This window comes from Streptomyces sp. NPDC037203, from assembly GCF_055605065.1.
This window is the reverse complement of record NZ_JBVJUC010000001.1, coordinates 564,954-579,612: the sequence shown is the minus strand read 5'-3', so window position 1 is coordinate 579,612 and position 14,659 is coordinate 564,954. Positions and strand designations below refer to the sequence as shown.

Below are 14,659 nucleotides of genomic sequence, written 5' to 3'. Positions count from 1 at the left end.
CGACCGCACCGGGCCGAGTGCGGGGACGGCCGACCGGCCCGCTGACCCGGACCTCGGCCGGTGTCAGGACCAGGCCATCTCGCCATGGCGGGAGACGAAGCGTCCGCTGCCGGCGCCGGGTCCCTCGGTGGCAAGAGCGACGATCGCGTCCGTGCCCTCGGTGACGGTTTGGGGGCCGCTGTGACCGTTGAGGTCGGTCGCGGTGTAGCCGGGATCGGCAGCGTTGACGCGGATGCCCTTGAGCCCCTTGGCGTACTGCGTGGTCAGCATCGTCAGCGCCGCCTTCGAGGAGGTGTACAGCGGCGCGACGACGTGCGACTCGGGCCGGGCGGGGTCGTGGGTGAGGGCGAGGGAGCCCATGCCGCTGCTGACGTTGACGATCACAGGGTCGTCCGAGCGGCGCAGTAGCGGCAGGAACGCGGTGGTGGTGCGGATGACGCCGATGACGTTGACGTCGAGGACGGCGCGGGCGTCGGCGGCGGTGAGGTCGCTGGGATCGCCGACGGGGCCGTGCACACCGGCGTTGTTGATCAGGACGTCGATCCTGCCCTCGTGTTCGGCGACATCTGCGGCTGCGGCGGCCACGGACGCGTCGTCCGTCACGTCGATGGGGACGTAGCGTGCGCCGAGCGCAGCGGCGGCCTCCTCGCCCTGTTCGCGGTTGCGGGCTCCGACGAGCACGGTGTGGCCGCACTCGATCAGGCGGCGGGCGGTCTCGCGGCCGAGTCCCTTGTTGGCTCCGGTGATGAAGGTGATGGTCATGCGTTCGATGATGATCCCGACGAGGGAGGCGGACCAGGGACGCTTCGACGGTAGGAGGAGCAGTACCACCCTCGTGCCCCCGTGCACGACCGGGGATGCGGGAGGATGGAGTTCATGTCGGCGACAACCGGAACCGGACTGGGCGTGATGATCCGCACGTGGCGGGACCGGCTGCCCCCCTCGGCCGCCGGGCTGCCGGTGGCCCGCGGGCGCCGGGCTGCCGGGCTGCGGCGCGAGGAACTGGCCGACCTGGCCGGGGTGTCGGTCGACTACATCGTGCGCCTCGAACAGGGGCGGGCCACGACACCCTCGGCGTCGGTGGTGGCGTCCCTGGCGCGCGCCCTGCAGCTGTCCACCGCCGAGCGGGACCACCTGTACCGGCTGGCCCAGCTCGTACCGCCGGTGGACGGTACGATCTCCGACCATCTCCCGCCCGGCCTGCGACGGGTGCTTGCCCGGCTCGGGGACGTGGCGGTTGCCGTGTTCGCGGCCGACTGGCAGCTGGTGTGGTGGAACCGCGGGTGGGCCGCCCTTCTGGGCGATCCCTCCGCCTCGCCACCGCGGCTGCGTAACTTCGCCCGCGACAGGTTCCCGGTGGACGCCGGCCCCGCCCGCCTCGCGCTGTGGCCGGTGACCGAGACGGACCGCGACGCGACCGACGCCGCCGTCGTCTCCGACCTGCGCCGCGCCACCGGCCGCTTCCCCCAGGACAGCCGCCTGGCCGCGCTGATCCGCGATCTGAACGCGGGCAACAGGAGGTTCGCCGAGCTGTGGGCGACCGGAGAGGTGGCTGCGCACCGCGAAGACCACAAGACGATCGACCACCCGTCGGTGGGCCCGGTCACGGTGGACTGCGACGTCCTGACCGACGGCGACTCCGAGCTCAAGATCGTCATCATGACCGCCGTGCCCGGCAGTGAGGACGAGACCAAACTCCGGCTCACCGCCATCGCCGGCCCACCGGCCACCACGCACAACTGGTCCCACCTCGGCAAGGAGAAGAGGACCGGGTAAGACAGCGGCCCCCACCGGCACGGGGAGATCGCGGTGCTGGCTCGAACGTCCGAGAACAGCCAAACCCCCAGGTCAGCGCACCCTTCCGCGGGGCTTCAGCGGCACCGGCGGCAGCTGCGGTGCGTGCAGCGGAGCCCCGTCGTAGCCCTTCACCTCGCCGAAACGAACCCCCTTCGCCCAGTCCTCGCGGGCCTGTTCGATCTCGGACTGGGTGCGGGCGACGAAGTTCCACCACATGATGAGCTCCTCGGCGAAGGGCTCGCCGCCCAGCAGCATGAGGCCGGCGTCGGACTCGGCGCGCAGGGGGAGTTCGGAGCGGCCGCAGCCGAGGTAGAGCATCGAGCCGGGCAGTACCGGTACGCCGTCCACGTGGACCTCCCCGGACATCGCGAGGACGCCGTACTCGAAGTCGGGGTCCACGGGCAGCCGGACGTCCGCGCCCCGGCGGAGTGCGAGGTCGGCGCCGACGATCGGGGTGTAGGCGGTGCCGGGGGAGACGGCGCCGTCGAGGTCCCCGAGGAGCACCGTGGCGGTCAGGCCGGGCGCGGTGACCGTGGGCAGCTCGGCGTGGAACTCGAACCGCGGGTCCGTGTGCCGGTGCGCGTCGGGCAGCGCCACCCACAGCTGGGCGCCGTGCAGGAGGCGGGCGTGCGGGCGGGGGCTCTCCTCGGAGTGGCTGATCGCGCGCCCCGCGGTCATCAGCCCCAGCTGCCGGGGCCGGATCGTCTGGAGACTGCCCGTGGAGTCGCGGTGCAGCACCTCGCCCTCGTGCAGCCAGCTGACCGTCTGGAGTCCGATGTGCGGATGCGGTGGGACCTGCATGCCGGGCTCGTCGGCGATGTCGTCCGGGCCGTAGTGGTCGACGAAGGCCCACGCGCCGATCATGCGGCGGCCGAGGTTCGGCAGCAGCCTGCGTACCTCGGTCGATTCCCCCAGCCTGACCTGGCGGGGGCTCAGCAGTTCGCGCACCGGTTCGGCGACGACGAAGCCACGGCCACCGCAGACGGCGGGTACGGGCGCGCGGTCAAGGTTGCTCATGCGGCCCAACTTAGCGGTACGGGTGGCGGACCGGGGAGCGCGGACGGGTGCGATTCACCACCGTCCCGCCCGCTCGCCTCCTCATCGCCCGGCCCCCGGCGACGACGGGCGGGGCACCGGGACGGGGGACGCGTAGCGCGATGCCGGTGAGGGCGTGTGCACGGTCGGGCTCGGGGGTCCGGCCGGCTCCGCCGGGCGGGTCCCGGTGCCGTGGAGCGCGAAGAAGACAAGGGCCGCCACCGCCGCCAGGGCCAGCAGCCCCCACACGGTCCCGCGTGACAGCAGGGGTGCCTTCAGCGCGTCGACCGGCGGGCGCAGCGGGCGCAGATCGGCCGGGCCGACGGCGTTCGCGCGGGCGGCCAGGGCGGCGCGCAGCCGTGCCTCGACGGGTTCCGGGGCGGATCCCCCGACGGTGAGGTCGTTCATCGCAGACCCTCCAGACGCCGGCCGAGCGCGTCCAGGGCCCGGCTGGCCGTGGACTTGACGGCCCCTCTCGACAGACCGAGCGTCGCCGCGATCTCGGCCTCCGTCAGATGCGACCAGTAGCGCAGCACCAGGACCTCCCGCTGGCGCCGGGTCAGGGTGCGCAGTGCCGCCAGCACCTCCCGGTGGTCCTCGTGGATGAGGACGTCCTCCTCCGGTGCGGGAGCGTGTCCCTCCGGCGCGGGGGTGTGCGCCCGTACGGTCCTGCGCCGCCGCAGCACCGAGCGGGCCGCGTTGACCACACTGGTCCTCAGGTACGCCTCCGGGTCGTCCAGTGCGGCGAGCCGGCGGCCGTGCCGGCGCAGCAGGGCGGTGAACGCGTCCTGGACGACGTCCTCGGCCGTCGGCAGATCGTCCACCAGCAGCACCGCCAGGCGCACCAGCGGAAGTCGGCGGTGGTGGTACAACTCCTCGATCACCGGCGGATGTTCGGGCGTGGCAGTGCCCCCGGCCGGGCGGTGCGGCCCGGACACGGTGTCCGTGTCCCCGTGGACGCGGGCGAGGAGGCGGGCGAACCTCCGCCGGAGCGAGGGGAACCGGGTCGTGCCGGTCCGCTCCCAGGGCGGAGCCGCCGGTGGTGTGGCTGTCGTCATGGATCTCCCGAGGCCGGGTGCGGGGAACCGCCGTACGACGGCTCCCCGCACCGCGCCCCTGTTTCAGCGCCGCGCCGGGGCCGGCGCCGGAACGGCCTTGCCGTGGTGCGGCGTGGCGGGCGTCGGGCTCGCCGACCCGTTCGGGACCGACGGTACGGGCCTCGGGGTCGCGTTACCGCCGGGGACGGAGGGCACCGGGGTCGGGGTCGCCTTGCCGCCGGGGACGGAGGGCACCGGCCTCGGGGTCGCCTTGCCGCCGGGGACCGAGGGCACGGGCGTCGGAGTCGCCTTGCCGGGGACCGACGGCACCGGCGTCGGCTTCGCCGCGGCGCCGGGGTGATCCGCGCCGTGGGTGTCGGGCCGCGTCGCGGCGTGGTGGTCGGACTGCGCGGCCTGCGCGGTGATGGTGCCGGTCACGGCGAGTGCCGCGCCGAGCGCGGAGACCCCCAGGGCGGCGCGCAAGGCGCGGATGCGGCTCGGGCGGGGGACACGGTGTGCGGACATGGGTTCCTTCGGGGATTCAGGTCGGACAACTGGACGAAGTGGAGGCCTCCACCCGGACAGACGTCCGACCCCGGTCGAGGTTGCGGGTGCGGTCCGAGAAATTTTCCGGACGCCCCTCACCGCCCTCAGTACACCCCCGCCCCCTCCTCCGCGGCCGCCACCGCCGCCGTATGCCCGAACAGCCCCGGCAGCCCGCCGGTATGCACGAACACCGTCTTCTCACCGGGGCGCACCTCGCCGTCGCGCACCGCCGCCCGCAGCCCGGCCAGGGCCCGCCCCGTGTACGTCGGGTCCAGCACGATCCCCTCGGTGCGCGCCGCCAGCCGCAGCGCCTCGGCCACCGGTTCCGTCAGCGCCGCGTACCCCGCGCCGACCTGGTCCCGCCGTACCCGCAGCCGCCGCGCCGTGACCGCCTCCGAGGTGAGCGGCGTCGCGAACTCGGCCACCGCGGCGGCCGGGTCGGCGAGCGCGCCGACGTCGACGCCGAGGACGGCGCCGGTGCCGAGGGCGGCGACCAGGCCCGCCATGGTGCCGCCCGAGCCGAGCGCGACCACCGCGGTGCGCAACTCGGGCAGCTGGGCGCGGAGTTCCTCGCCGCAGCGCACATAGCCCCGCGCGCCCAGCGGCCCGGACCCGCCGAACGGGATCAGCGCGGGGCGCCTCCCGTCCGCGCGCAGCCGGGCGCACACCTCGGCCGCGGCCGCGTCCAGACCGGCCTGGTCCACGTCGCCCGCCCAGGCGAGCCGGGCCCCGAACAGCCCGTCGAGCGCGAGGTTCCCGGAGCGGGAGGCACCGGGGGCGCCGCGCAGCACCAGGACGACGCCGAGACCCAGCCGGGCGGCCGCGGCGGCGGTCAGCCGGGCGTGGTTGCTCTGTGCGGCACCCGTGGTCACCAGTGTGTCCGCGCCCTCGGCGAGCGCCTTGCCCACCGTCCACTCCAGCTTGCGGATCTTGTTGCCGCCCCCGCCCAGCCCGGTGAGGTCGTCCCGCTTGACCCACAGGTCCTCTGGGCCGAGCCCCAGCGCCGCGGCCAGCCGGGGCGCCGGTTCGAGCGGGGTGGGAAAGGTGCCGAGCGGCACGGGCGAGTGCGTCATTGGGCGAATCCTCGGAGGAGGAGGGCGGGAGCCCTCGGTGCGGTGACGGCGGTGACGGCGGTGACAGTGGTGACAGCGGTGACAGCGGTAGGGACGACAGTACGACGAACACCGCGCCCTCACCCCGCCCTCGCCCCGCCCTCGCCCCGCCCTCGCCCCGCCCTCGCCCCGCCCTCACACCGGCAACAGCCGCCCCACCAGCTCCGCGAGCTGCCGCGCCGTACGGCACTCGTGCATCTCGACCAGTTCCGCGTACGCCGGTGCCACCGAGTCCCCGGTGCCCCACTGGTCGGCCGGTTCGGGGTTCAGCCAGTACACGCGCCGGGCCCGCCGGGCGATCTCGCGGACCGCGGACAGGTTCGGGTCGCTCTGGTTGGTGCGGGCATCGCCGAGGACGAACACCGTGGTGCGCGGGCCGACCGCGGCGCCGTACCGCTCGGCGAACTCGCCCAGCGCCATGCCGTAGTCGCTGCTGCCGTGCCAGCCGGTGAGCGTGGCCTCCTCGCGGATGCGGGCGCCGAGGCCCTCGGGGTCGGCGCGGCCGTGGTCGAGCAGGCCGGTCACCTCGTCGAGCCGGTTGACGAAGGCGAACACCCGCACCTTGCTGAACTGGTCGTGCAGCGCCTGCACCAGCAGCATCGTGAAGTCCGAGAAGCCCGAAACAGAGCCGGACACATCGCAGAGCAGGACCAGTTCGGGCCGGACCGGGCGGCGCCGGCGCAGCACCGGCCGCATCGGGACACCGCCCGTGGACAGCGAGGCGCGCAGGGTCCGCCGCAGGTCGATCGTGCCGCGCGCGGCCCGGCGGCGGCGCGCGGCGAGCCGGGTGGCCAGCTTGCGGGCCAGCGGCTGAACCGCCCGGCGCAGCTCGGCCAGTTGGTCCCGGCCGGCGAACAGGAAGTCCACGCGGTCGGCCGTCGGGCGCACCCCGCGCCGCGCGATCTCGTCCGGCCCGCGCCGCTCGGCGACCCGGCGCCGCGCCTCCGCGCCGACCAGCCGCCGGAACTCCTCGATACGCCGCCGGATCTCGTCGTCCAGCAGCCGGTCGGCGAAGTGGCCGCCGTCGCCCGCACCGGCCCGTACCCCGGCCCGCACCCGCGCCAGCAAGGTCTGCGGGCGCAGCCGTTCGAGGGTCTGGTACGCCGACCAGCCGTCCGATCCCGGTGAACTCCCGTATCCGCCGAATCCGTCGACCGCCTGCGCCGCCAATCGGGCCAGCAGCGCGCGGTCGTCGGCCGCCAGCGCCTCGGCCAGCCGGTCGCGCAGGCTCTCGCGGTCGCCGGGTCCGGCGTCCGGAGCGCCCACGCCGCGCGGGAAGTAGAGGTCGAAGACCGGGTCGAACACGGCGCGCTGGCCCGCGCCGTGCAGCAGGGTCGCGGCCAGCCCCTCGCGCAGCAGCTCCCGGTCCGCCAGCCCCAGCGCCTCGGCCGCGCGGGCGGCGTCCACCGTCTCGCCCGTGCCGATCCGCAGCCCGTGCGCCCGCAGTGCCCCGACCAGCCGGGTGATCCGCTCGGCGGGGTCGCTCACAGCGCGTCCAGGTCGAGCTTGGCCGCCGCCTTCTGGATGTCGTCCTGGTGCTTGAGGATCACCCCGAGACTGGCCCGTACGACCGCCTCGTCCAGGGTGTCCGCGCCCAGCGCCAGCAGGGTGCGCGCCCAGTCGACGGTCTCGGCGACGGACGGCGCCTTGCGCAGGTCCATCGCGCGCAGGGCCGCGACCACCCGTACGACCGACTCCGCCAGCGCCTCGGGCAGGCCCGGCACCCTCAGCCGTACGATCCGCCGCTCCAGCTCCTCCTCGGGGAAGCCGATGTGCAGGAACAGGCAGCGGCGGCGCAGCGCCTCGGACAGCTCCCGGCCCGCGTTGGAGGTGAGCACGACGAACGGGCGGCGGGTCGCGGTGACCGTGCCCAGCTCCGGCACCGTGATCTGGAAGTCGCTGAGCACCTCCAGGAGCAGGCCCTCCATCTCGACGTCGGCCTTGTCGGTCTCGTCGATCAAAAGGACCGTCGGCTCGTCGCCGCGGATCGCGGTCAGCAGCGGGCGCGGGAGCAGGAACTCCTCGCTGAAGATGTCGGTCCGGGTCTCGTCCCAGCTCTCGTCCCGGCCCGCGCTGATGCGCAGCAGCTGCTTGGCGTGGTTCCACTCGTACAGGGCGCGGGACTCGTCCACGCCCTCGTAGCACTGGAGCCGGACCAGCCGGGCGCCCGCCACTTGGGCGACGGCCTTGGCCAGCTCGGTCTTGCCGACCCCGGCGGGCCCCTCCACCAGCAGCGGCTTGCCGAGCCGGGCCGCGAGGAAGACGGTGGTGGCGACGGCGGGGGAGGCGAGGTAGCCGGTCTCGGCGAGGCGGGCGGAGACGTCGTCGACGGACGTGAACAACGGGGTCCTCCGGCGGGATCGGGAGCAGCGTCCGGAAACTGCCCAAGCTCATCTATCTAAGCGCTTGTTCAGCGCCGCTGTCACGCATGGATCCCGGACCGGACCGGCCCCGGCCCGCCCGACGTCTTTCCCCCCGTACGGCCCCCCACCGCGCGCGCACCGCCCCGCCCACCGGTCCAATGGACCCGTGACCGCGGCCCCGGACGACTGCCTCGCCCGCAACGAGTGGATCTGCGGCGCCTATCTGAGCAGCCGCCGGAGCATCCTGCTCGATGCGATCGTCCAGCACCTCCAGCTGACCGCTCTGTCGATCCTGATCGGCCTGGTCATCGCGGTGCCACTCGCCGTGCTGGCCCGCCGCTGGGGCTGGGCGGCCGGACCGGTGCTCGCCCTCACGACGATCCTCTACACCATCCCGTCCCTCGCGATGTTCTCCCTGCTTCTGCCCCTCTACGGCCTCTCCGCGACCCTCGTCGTCGCCGGTCTGGTGCTGTACTCGCTCACCCTGCTGGTCCGCAATCTCCTCGCGGGCCTGCGCGCGGTCCCGGAGGAGACCCGGCAGGCGGCGCGCGGTCTCGGCTACGGTCCCGTCCGCCTGCTGCTCACCGTCGAACTGCCCCTCGCCCTGCCCGCCGCCATGGCCGGGCTGCGCATCGCCACCGTCTCTGCGGTCTCCCTGGTCACCGTCGGCGCGATCGTCGGCTTCGGGGGCCTCGGGAACCTCATCTACGCGGGCATGAACACCTACTTCAAGGCCCAGGTGCTCACCGCCTCCGTGCTCTGCGTGCTGATCGCCATCGCGGCGGACCTGCTGCTGCTGGGCGTGCAGCGGCTGATCACGCCGTGGACGAGGGCGGCGCGCCCATGACCACCGCCCGGCCGGGAGCGAGCCGCCCATGAGCACCCTCACCGCCACCTGGCACTGGTTCGCCGACCCCGCGCACTGGTCCGGGGAGAACGGCGTGTGGCACCGGCTGCTCCAGCACCTCGCCCTCACCGCCGTCTGCCTCGTCCTGAGCTGTCTGATCGCCCTGCCCGTCGCCCTGGTCCTCGGCCACCTCGGCCGGGGCGGGGCGCTCGCAGTGAACATCTCCAACGCCGGCCGGGCCGTGCCCACCTTCGCCGTGCTGGTCCTGCTGCTGCTCACCCCGGTCGGCAACTGGGGGGAGGGCCCCACCGTCGTCGCCCTGGTGCTGTTCGCGGTGCCACCGCTGCTCACCAACGCCTACGTCGGGATGCGCGAGGTCGACCGCGGAGTCGTCCAGGCGGCCCGAGGCATGGGTATGACCGGCCGACAGCTGATGTTTCACGTGGAACTGCCCCTTTCGCTCCCCCTGCTGCTCAACGGGGTGCGGATCGCGGCCGTACAACTCGTCGCCACCGCCACCATCGCGGCACTCGCGGGCGGCGGCGGGCTCGGCCGGATCATCACCGCGGGGTTCAACCTCGCCAGCACACCCCAGGTGGTCGCGGGCGCCCTGCTGGTCGCCGTGTTCGCACTCCTCGTGGAGGGCTGCTTCGAGATCGCCGAACGGCTCGGTCCCGCGCGGGCGAGGGGCGGCCGATGAGACGCGTCCGCCGGCTGCTCCCGCTCCTGTCCGTGCTCCTCGTCCTCACCGGCTGCGCCACCGGCCCCTCCCTGGAGAACCGCGGCCGGGTCACCGCGCCGCCCGGCGACAGCCACCACCTCACCGTCGGCTCGGCCGGCTTCACCGAGAGCGATGTGCTCGCCCAGATGTACGCCCAGCTGCTGGACTCGGCCGGGTACCGGACCTCGATCCTCACCGTCTCCAACCGGGAGCTGTACGAACCGGCCCTGGAGTCCGGCCAGATCGACGTGGTGCCCGAGTTCGCGGCCACCTTCGCGGACTGGCTGAACGCCAAGGTGCACGGCGCCGACGCGCCACCGGTCGGCTCACCCGACCTCGCCGCGACGATGACCGCCCTGCGCGCGCTCGCCGCCCCCCGCGGACTGACCGTCCTGCCACCGGGCCGCGCCGTCGACCAGAACGCCTTCGCGGTGAGCGCCGACTACGCCCGCGCCCACCATCTCGGAACGCTCAGCGACCTCGGCGCGTCGGGACTGCGGGTACGGCTCGCGGCGGGCGACGAATGCGTGCAACGCCCGTACTGCGCGCCGGGTCTGCGCACGGTGTACGGCATCGACGTCACCGGCGTCGACCCCAAGGGCGTCGGCACCACTCCGGCCAAGCGGGCGGTGCAGCAGGGCCGGGACCAGATGGTGCTGACGACCACCACGGACGCCACCCTCGACCAGTTCGGCCTGGTCCTGCTCACCGACGACCGGCACCTCCAGAACGCCGACTACGTGGTCCCGGTCGTCAACCGTGCCCGCGCGGGCGGCGCCGGGGTCACCAGAGCCCTCGGCCGCCTCAACGCCGTCCTCACCACGCGGGACCTTGCCGACCTGAACGAACAGGTCGACAGCTGGCGCAGGCTCCCCGCCGACGTGGCCCGCTCCTACCTCAGGGACAAGGGCCTGCTCACGTAGGACGCCGCCTTCACGCGTCCGAGACGGAGTCGAAGGGCACCTCTCCGCGCGCCACGCCCCGCGCGTCCGCGTCCACCGAGCGGCGCAGCGCCTCGTGCAGCTTGGCCGGGGTCAGCACCCCGAGGAAGCGTGCCCCGTCGAGGACCGCGACCCACCCGGCGTCGTACTGGAGCATCATCCCGAACGCCTGCTTCAGCGGTGCCCCGACCGGCACCCACGCGGTCATCCGATGGGCGTGCTCCCCGACCGTGCCACCCGCCGCGAGGTCCTCGACCCCGACCCAGCCGTGCAGATCGCCCCCCGCGTCCAGGACCACCGCCCAGCGCGCGCCCTGGGCCCGCAGCCGCTCCCGCGCCCGTCCGGCGTGCTCGTCCAGGCGGGCCACCGGCGGCTGCTGGAGATCGTCCGGCTCGATCGCGGTCACCGAGAGCCGCTTCAGCCCCCGGTCCGCGCCCACGAACGAGGCGACGTACGGCGTGGCGGGCGCCCCCAGCACCGCCCCCGGCGTGTCGAACTGTTCGATACGGCCCTGCCCGTACACGGCGATCCGGTCGCCGAGCCGGACGGCCTCCTCGATGTCATGGGTGACCAGCAGCACCGTCTTGCGGACCGCCGCCTGCATCCGCAGGAACTCGTCCTGCAACTGCTCGCGCACCACCGGGTCGACCGCGCCGAACGGCTCGTCCATCAGCAGCACCGGCGGGTCCGCCGCCAGCGCCCGCGCCACGCCGACCCGCTGGCGCTGCCCGCCGGACAACTGCTCGGGATAGCGCGGTCCGTACGTCTTCGGGTCCAGACCCACCAGGTCCAGCAGCTCGGCTGCCCTGGCCCGCGCCTTCGCCCGCTTCCAGCCGAGCAACGCGGGCACGGTCGCGGTGTTGTCCAGCACGGTGCGGTGCGGGAAGAGCCCCACCTGCTGGATGACGTACCCGATGCGGCGGCGCAGCCGCACCGGATCGACCCCGGAGATGTCCTCGCCGGCGACGCTGATCCGCCCGGAGGTCGGCTCGATCAGCCGGTTCACCATCATCATGGTCGTCGTCTTGCCGCAGCCCGAGGGGCCGACCAGCGTCACCAGCTCGCCCTCGGCGACCTCGAAGGAGAGGTCGTCCACGGCCGTCGTACCGTCCGGGTAGCGCTTGGTGACGTGCTCGAACCGGATCATGCCCTCCACGCTAACGGCGCCGCCGGTACCCCGCGCGGCGATCGGCGGCCGCCGTCCGCGTGTTCAGCCGTCCAGCAGGATCACTTCCAGCGTCCGCGGTCCGTGCACGCCCTCCACCCGGTCCAGCTCGATGTCGCTGGTGGCCGAGGGGCCGGAGATCCAGGTCAACGGGCGGGTGGGGTCGAGGCGTTCGAGGGCCCCCGGCACGGAGGCCACCACCTGCTCGGGGACCTTGACCACGCAGATGTGATGGTCCGGGACGAGCGAGATGCGGCGGCGGCCCTGGTCGGGGGAGCCGTCGAGGACGAGGGTGCCGGTCTCGGCGATCGCCACGGCACAGCCCGTCACCACGCTGCCGACCCGGTCGAGCCGCTGCGGGGTGTCCCCGGACCGGTCCGCGACCCGCTCCGCGTCCGTGGCGGCCAGCCACCGAGGCGGCAGCCCCGCGGGCACCAGCACCTCCCGCGAGCCGCGCGCGGCGAGCAGCCTGGCGACCAGGTCCGGCAGCTCCTGCGCGCCGGTGCGGTGCACGATCGCCCGGTAGTCCGCGAGGTTCTCGGCCAGCAGATCGACCATCTCCTCGACCGTCCGCCGCCCGTGCTCGCGCAGATAGGGCCGGGGCACGGCCTCCTCGTACGGCCGCTCGTCCGCGGGGACGTCGGCGAGGGCGCGCCGCACCCGGCCCAGGATCCGCTCCCTGCTGTTCACTTGGCGTCCTTTCCGCCGCGCGTGCGCTGCCACCAGTCGCGGAACGGCTCCGCGGGCAGCTTTGGCAGATCACGGGTGCCGGACCAGGCCCGGCCGGGGCCCGGCAGGGTACGGGGGTGCAGCCGGCGGGAGCGGGCGGCGAGCCGCTGGCCGGTGCGCAGGGCCCGCGGGTGCCCGAACGCCCAGGCCGCCGCCCGCATCGCGGCCCGCTCGGCTCCGTGGCCCCTGGCCGGGCGCAGCACCACCTTGTTGCCGTCCCGCACCGCGGGGCCGCCCTCGACGACCCGTTCGCGCAGATGCACCAGCACCTCGGGGATGTCGATGGCGACCGGGCACACCTCGTAGCAGGCGCCGCACAGGCTCGACGCGTACGGCAGGGAGGCGTCGATCTCGCTCGCGGTGCCCCGCAGCTGGGGGGTGAGGATGGCGCCGATGGGGCCGGGGTAGACGGAGCCGTAGGCGTGTCCGCCGGCCCGCTCGTAGACGGGGCAGACGTTCAGGCAGGCGGAGCAGCGGATGCAGCGCAGGGCCTGGCGGCCGACCTGGTCGGCGAGGGCGTCGGTGCGGCCGTTGTCGAGCAGCACCAGGTGGAAGGCGCGCGGGCCGTCCTCGTCGGTGGTGCCGGTCCACATCGACGTGTAGGGGTTCATCCGCTCGGCGGTGGAGGAGCGGGGCAGGGTCTGGAGAAAGACCTCCAGGTCGCGCCAGGTGGGCACGATCTTCTCGATGCCGACGACCGAGATCAGCGTCTCGGGCAGGGTCAGGCACATCCGCCCGTTGCCCTCGGATTCCACCACGACCAGGGTGCCGGTCTCGGCGACCATGAAGTTGGCGCCGGAGATGCCGACCCTGGCCCGCAGGAACTTCTCCCGCAGATGCAGCCGGGCGGCCTCGGCGAGGTCGGCGGGTGCCTCGGTCAGGTCCTCGGGTGCGGGGCGGCCCCAGGCGGCCATCTCGTGGGTGAAGATCTCCCGGATCTCGCCGCGGTTGCGGTGGATGGCCGGGACGAGGATGTGCGAGGGGCGGTCCCTGCCCAACTGCACGATCAGTTCGGCGAGATCGGTCTCGTAGGCGCGGATGCCCTCGGCCGCCAGCGCCTCGTTGAGCCCGATCTCCTGCGTGGCCATCGACTTGACCTTGACGGCCTCCGACTCGCCGGTCTCCTTGACCAGTGCGGCCACGATCCGGTTGGCCTCCCCGGCGTCGGCGGCCCAGTGCACCGTGCCGCCGGCGGCGGTCACCGACGCCTCCAACTGCTCCAGATACCGGTCGAGATGGCGCAGCGTGTGGTCCTTGATCCGGCGGCCCGCCTCGCGCAGTTCGGCCCAGTCGGCCAGTTCCGCGACCGCGGCGGCCCGTTTGGCGCGGATGGTGTGGGTGGCGTGCCGCAGATTCCCGCGCAGGGTCGGGTTGTCCACGGCGGCGCGCGCAGCCTCGGGAAAGGCCGGCATGCCGACGAACGTTCCGCTCATAGCGCCGGGTCCTCCTTGGTGCTCGCCAGGATCTCCGCGAGGTGGACGGGCCGGATGCCCGCGCGGAGCCGGGTCATGGTGCCGCCGATGTGCATCAGACAGGAGTTGTCGGCCGCGCACAGCACCTCGGCGCCGGTCGACTCGGCGTTGCGCACCTTGTCCGTGCCCATCGCCGCCGACACCGCGGCGTTCTTCACCGCGAAGGTCCCGCCGAACCCGCAGCACTCGTCCGCTCCCGGCAGCTCCACCAGGTCCAGCCCCCCGACGGCCTCCAGCAGCCGGCGGGGCCGGTCCCCGAGGCCCAGGCTCCGCAGGCCGTGGCAGGTCGGATGGTAGGTGACCGTGTGCGGATACCAGGCGCCCACGTCCGTCACACCCAGCACGTCCACGAGGAACTCCGTCAGCTCGTACGTCTTCGGCACCACCGGCGCGACGGTCCGCGCGAGCGAGTCCCCGCGCCCCTCGGCCCTGGCCCGGTCCGCCATCCGGGGATACAGCTCCCGCACCATCGCCCCGCACGACCCGGAGGGCGTCACGACCGCCTCGTACGGGCCGAACACCTCCGCGAACCGGCGCGCCAGCGGCTCCGCCTCGTGCCGGTACCCGGTGTTGTAGTGCGCCTGCCCGCAACACGTCTGCCCCATCGGGAAATCGACCTCGACCCCCAGCCTCGTGAGCAGCTTCACCACGGCCTTCCCGGTCTCCGGATAGAGCGTGTCATTGACACACGTCAGGAACAGGGCGACACGCATCGCGGCTCCTCGGGATCGATCGCGGGGGCGCGATGCAGCCTAATCGCCTCCGGGGCAGGGGCGCGGACCCGCACCCCAGGGGTGTGGCGCGCGCCCCGGCGCCGTAGCGGGCCGGCCGCCGTCACCCCTTCTCCCGGTCCCCCCGGCCGTGTGCTGAACTTGGTCCGTCCGTCCGCCCCAT

16 protein-coding genes are annotated in these 14,659 nt (G+C 74.0%); 4 read left to right on the top strand and 12 right to left on the bottom strand.

From position 1 onward, the window contains the following. Positions 1 to 63: 63 nt before the first annotated feature. Complete coding sequence (locus ACZ7EC_RS02465; RefSeq protein ID WP_471056694.1) at positions 64 to 762, bottom strand: SDR family NAD(P)-dependent oxidoreductase; 699 nt, start codon at positions 760 to 762, stop codon at positions 64 to 66. A gap of 114 nt (positions 763 to 876) precedes the next feature. On the opposite strand from ACZ7EC_RS02465, the gene ACZ7EC_RS02460 reads away from it, so the two are divergent. After that, on the top strand, positions 877 to 1,776 hold the full coding sequence (locus tag ACZ7EC_RS02460; RefSeq protein WP_471056691.1) for a helix-turn-helix transcriptional regulator: 900 nt from the start codon (positions 877 to 879) through the stop codon (positions 1,774 to 1,776). A 72-nt stretch (positions 1,777 to 1,848) separates the two neighbouring features. Here ACZ7EC_RS02460 and ACZ7EC_RS02455 read toward each other — a convergent pair whose 3' ends face one another. The 7 genes from ACZ7EC_RS02455 to ACZ7EC_RS02425 all read right to left on the bottom strand — a co-directional run bounded on the left by ACZ7EC_RS02455 (position 1,849) and on the right by ACZ7EC_RS02425 (position 7,869). Further along, positions 1,849 to 2,814, bottom strand: a complete 966-nt coding sequence (locus ACZ7EC_RS02455; RefSeq protein ID WP_471056688.1) for a pirin family protein — start codon at positions 2,812 to 2,814, stop codon at positions 1,849 to 1,851. A gap of 81 nt (positions 2,815 to 2,895) precedes the next feature. Continuing rightward, positions 2,896 to 3,240: a hypothetical protein gene (locus tag ACZ7EC_RS02450; RefSeq protein ID WP_471056685.1), complete on the bottom strand. Its 345-nt coding sequence runs from the start codon at positions 3,238 to 3,240 to the stop codon at positions 2,896 to 2,898. Continuing rightward, positions 3,237 to 3,890: a SigE family RNA polymerase sigma factor gene (locus tag ACZ7EC_RS02445; RefSeq protein ID WP_471056682.1), complete on the bottom strand. Its 654-nt coding sequence runs from the start codon at positions 3,888 to 3,890 to the stop codon at positions 3,237 to 3,239. The genes ACZ7EC_RS02450 and ACZ7EC_RS02445 overlap by 4 nt, the downstream gene beginning before the upstream one ends. 63 nt (positions 3,891 to 3,953) lie before the next feature. After that, positions 3,954 to 4,394, bottom strand: coding sequence for a hypothetical protein (locus ACZ7EC_RS02440; RefSeq protein ID WP_471056679.1), 441 nt, complete (start codon positions 4,392 to 4,394; stop codon positions 3,954 to 3,956). A gap of 125 nt (positions 4,395 to 4,519) precedes the next feature. Continuing rightward, positions 4,520 to 5,488: a pyridoxal-phosphate dependent enzyme gene (locus ACZ7EC_RS02435; RefSeq protein ID WP_471056676.1), complete on the bottom strand. Its 969-nt coding sequence runs from the start codon at positions 5,486 to 5,488 to the stop codon at positions 4,520 to 4,522. A 174-nt stretch (positions 5,489 to 5,662) separates the two neighbouring features. Then, positions 5,663 to 7,015: a vWA domain-containing protein gene (locus ACZ7EC_RS02430; protein WP_471056673.1), complete on the bottom strand. Its 1,353-nt coding sequence runs from the start codon at positions 7,013 to 7,015 to the stop codon at positions 5,663 to 5,665. Next, complete coding sequence (locus ACZ7EC_RS02425; protein ID WP_471056669.1) at positions 7,012 to 7,869, bottom strand: AAA family ATPase; 858 nt, start codon at positions 7,867 to 7,869, stop codon at positions 7,012 to 7,014. Before ACZ7EC_RS02425 ends, ACZ7EC_RS02430 begins: the two co-directional genes overlap by 4 nt. Positions 7,870 to 8,056: 187 nt before the next feature. On the opposite strand from ACZ7EC_RS02425, the gene ACZ7EC_RS02420 reads away from it, so the two are divergent. The 3 genes from ACZ7EC_RS02420 to ACZ7EC_RS02410 are packed head-to-tail and all read left to right on the top strand — an operon-like array spanning position 8,057 to position 10,381. After that, a complete protein-coding gene (locus ACZ7EC_RS02420; RefSeq protein ID WP_471056666.1) occupies positions 8,057 to 8,737 on the top strand; it encodes an ABC transporter permease in 681 nt (226 codons plus the stop codon). 28 nt (positions 8,738 to 8,765) lie between these two features. Next, positions 8,766 to 9,437 (top strand): ABC transporter permease, encoded by a 672-nt coding sequence (locus tag ACZ7EC_RS02415; protein ID WP_471056663.1) that lies wholly within the window; start codon positions 8,766 to 8,768, stop codon positions 9,435 to 9,437. Further along, positions 9,434 to 10,381 (top strand): ABC transporter substrate-binding protein, encoded by a 948-nt coding sequence (locus tag ACZ7EC_RS02410; protein ID WP_471056660.1) that lies wholly within the window; start codon positions 9,434 to 9,436, stop codon positions 10,379 to 10,381. The genes ACZ7EC_RS02415 and ACZ7EC_RS02410 overlap by 4 nt, the downstream gene beginning before the upstream one ends. Positions 10,382 to 10,391: 10 nt before the next feature. On the opposite strand, the gene ACZ7EC_RS02405 is transcribed toward ACZ7EC_RS02410, so the two are convergent. The 4 genes from ACZ7EC_RS02405 to ACZ7EC_RS02390 all read right to left on the bottom strand — a co-directional run bounded on the left by ACZ7EC_RS02405 (position 10,392) and on the right by ACZ7EC_RS02390 (position 14,478). After that, on the bottom strand, positions 10,392 to 11,546 hold the full coding sequence (locus tag ACZ7EC_RS02405; protein WP_471056657.1) for an ATP-binding cassette domain-containing protein: 1,155 nt from the start codon (positions 11,544 to 11,546) through the stop codon (positions 10,392 to 10,394). Positions 11,547 to 11,609: 63 nt separating this feature from the next. After that, on the bottom strand, positions 11,610 to 12,254 hold the full coding sequence (locus ACZ7EC_RS02400) for a LutC/YkgG family protein (RefSeq protein ID WP_471056654.1): 645 nt from the start codon (positions 12,252 to 12,254) through the stop codon (positions 11,610 to 11,612). Further along, positions 12,251 to 13,726 (bottom strand): lactate utilization protein B, encoded by a 1,476-nt coding sequence (locus ACZ7EC_RS02395; protein ID WP_471056651.1) that lies wholly within the window; start codon positions 13,724 to 13,726, stop codon positions 12,251 to 12,253. Before ACZ7EC_RS02395 ends, ACZ7EC_RS02400 begins: the two co-directional genes overlap by 4 nt. Beyond that, positions 13,723 to 14,478, bottom strand: coding sequence for a (Fe-S)-binding protein (locus ACZ7EC_RS02390; RefSeq protein ID WP_471056648.1), 756 nt, complete (start codon positions 14,476 to 14,478; stop codon positions 13,723 to 13,725). The genes ACZ7EC_RS02395 and ACZ7EC_RS02390 overlap by 4 nt, the downstream gene beginning before the upstream one ends. Positions 14,479 to 14,659 lie beyond the last annotated feature (181 nt).